This window comes from Carboxylicivirga linearis, assembly GCF_018271995.1.
In the GTDB taxonomy this organism is placed as follows: domain Bacteria; phylum Bacteroidota; class Bacteroidia; order Bacteroidales; family Marinilabiliaceae; genus Carboxylicivirga; species Carboxylicivirga linearis.
Map to the genome: position 1 here is coordinate 1 of NZ_JAGUCO010000082.1, position 1,784 is coordinate 1,784.

Annotated in this window: 4 protein-coding genes; all 4 read right to left on the minus strand. The window is 41.6% G+C overall.

The features are described 5' to 3' along the window. Positions 1–111: 111 nt before the first annotated feature. Positions 112–717 (minus strand): hypothetical protein, encoded by a 606-nt coding sequence (locus tag KEM10_RS23635; RefSeq protein WP_212220811.1) that lies wholly within the window; start codon positions 715–717, stop codon positions 112–114. A 20-nt stretch (positions 718–737) separates the two neighbouring features. Further along, positions 738–1,214 (minus strand): hypothetical protein, encoded by a 477-nt coding sequence (locus KEM10_RS23640; RefSeq protein ID WP_212220814.1) that lies wholly within the window; start codon positions 1,212–1,214, stop codon positions 738–740. A gap of 13 nt (positions 1,215–1,227) precedes the next feature. After that, the gene (locus KEM10_RS23645) at positions 1,228–1,404 is read right to left on the minus strand and encodes a hypothetical protein (RefSeq protein WP_170154413.1); all 177 of its coding nucleotides are present in this window, start codon (positions 1,402–1,404) and stop codon (positions 1,228–1,230) included. An 11-nt stretch (positions 1,405–1,415) separates the two neighbouring features. After that, the coding region (locus tag KEM10_RS23650) for a hypothetical protein (RefSeq protein WP_212220817.1) at positions 1,416–1,784 on the minus strand (369 nt) is incomplete at its 5' end.

The window sequence follows — 1,784 nt, forward strand, 5'->3', positions numbered from 1 at the left end:
CATACCCAAATAAGCGTACTGGCCATCCGAAGCCCATTCGCCTTTTTTCAATAACGGTGGGGTTGTTCCCCTAAACATTTTTATCGTTCCCATATCTAAGTCTTTTAATTGCTAAATCATTGCGTAGGCTTGCTCAAACAATTGGTTGGAGATGTAATTGCCACCTGTCTCAACCTTTGTCATTGAAAGCACCAATAAGCGGAGTGTGTTTTTTGTAGGCAGGAGTTTTGCACTCTTGCTGACCTTTAAATCCTTGCAAACCGTTTGGATATAATGGTCGGTGTTGTTTTCAAATCGGGGTGCATATTCTTCGACCAATAACGGCACGGTATTCTTGCCCTTCTCAATGTCGTGCTTGAGGTCTTTAATCATGGCACGAACACCATAAACCGGAGCAATAAACATTTCAAAACGCCTGTCTTTGTTTTGCTCTTTGGGTAGTTTGCCGTTCCATTTGATATTGGTAAAAATCAGGTTTCCCGGATTGTTGTTACGTATTCCCCTGGGTGCATTGGATAGATAGGTATTGCCACCGTTCCAATTCTGAAAGTTTGAGGGCAATTCGTTATTGTTGGTGGTCAAAACGTTTGAACCACGAGGAGGCAATAGTCCACGCTTGCGTTTGTTTCGTCTGCGAATCATTACAATTGTGGTTACTATTGCCCCTGTGGTTAACACCCCTCCCGAAATAAATAATATCTTTTTCTTCTTGTCCATAGCTGTAATTTTGTTTGAGATTAGAGAGGGATTCCCCAACTATCGAACTTGGGTTTGATTTTGGAAATTTCACTTTCGCTTAGTTCCTGTCTGAACCAGCCAATCAGGTTGAAGTCCTGACCTAAAAACGCTGCCCTGGTTCCCCACAAATACTGTTTCATGCCAAAGGCTTTAATCACTAATAGCATATCATCCTTGCTCTGTATCTTATCAATGGTGGAGTAAATGACCTTTTCATCTGTACCAAAGTCGAGCATTGCACCGTACAGCGTATTGGCATACAAAGCAGCATCAGAAGCAGAAATAGTCAGGTTTTGCCTGTCGATAACCGTATCTTTTATTGATGGAGCAACCCTTGATGAAGTGCCATCAGTATTCTTCTTAAACAATAGCTTTTTAACAGCGTAAATACCGATTCCAACGCCCATAATGGGCAATCCGTATTTAATGCCATTGGCTATTAATGTTGCTTTATTTACAGGTGGTAACTGTTGCACGTTGCTGAGTTTTTTAGATGTATCGTAATGCGGTCTTTACAATCTTTGGGTTCTTGGCAACCTTGGTCAAAAGCTTAATCATGTCCTGTTGCTCAACCTTGTTGACTGCATTTTGCAAAAGGTTTCCTACTTGCTGAACTACCTCGGTACTGTCAGCTTCAATGGTGATTCCTACTTTAAACTTTCTCATAATCGTATATTTTAATCGTTGTCTAAATCTTCGTTATCAAACTCTGCGTTTCCCGGTTCCTGTTCTGATATGCCATTCACGGCTTGGTTCAGGAACAGAAGGGTTTTATTTATCAGTTCGGCTTTGTCAAGGCATAAGCCAACGATATTTGCAATCTTGGCTACATCTTGTAGTTCCCATGTCATAAGGGCATCGGATAGCTTTTTGATAATCTCTGCTTTCTTGCGGTCTTCGGGTGTATTGGCTGTGCCTATGTCAGTAATCTCAACATTGGTTTCTGGTAGCTGTGCCGATTCTTCCTCGGTATCATCAAGCATTCCCAAAGCACCTTTGAGTTCCTCTGCTGATAACCCTAATAACTCTGCTGTTTTCGGACTGTT

Bases quoted from the DNA above. Each gene is read 5' to 3' on its own strand.
- KEM10_RS23635 (WP_212220811.1), bottom strand. From the start codon at position 717: ATGGACAAGAAGAAAAAGATATTATTTATTTCGGGAGGGGTGTTAACC.
- KEM10_RS23645 (WP_170154413.1), bottom strand. From the start codon at position 1,404: ATGAGAAAGTTTAAAGTAGGAATCACCATTGAAGCTGACAGTACCGAG.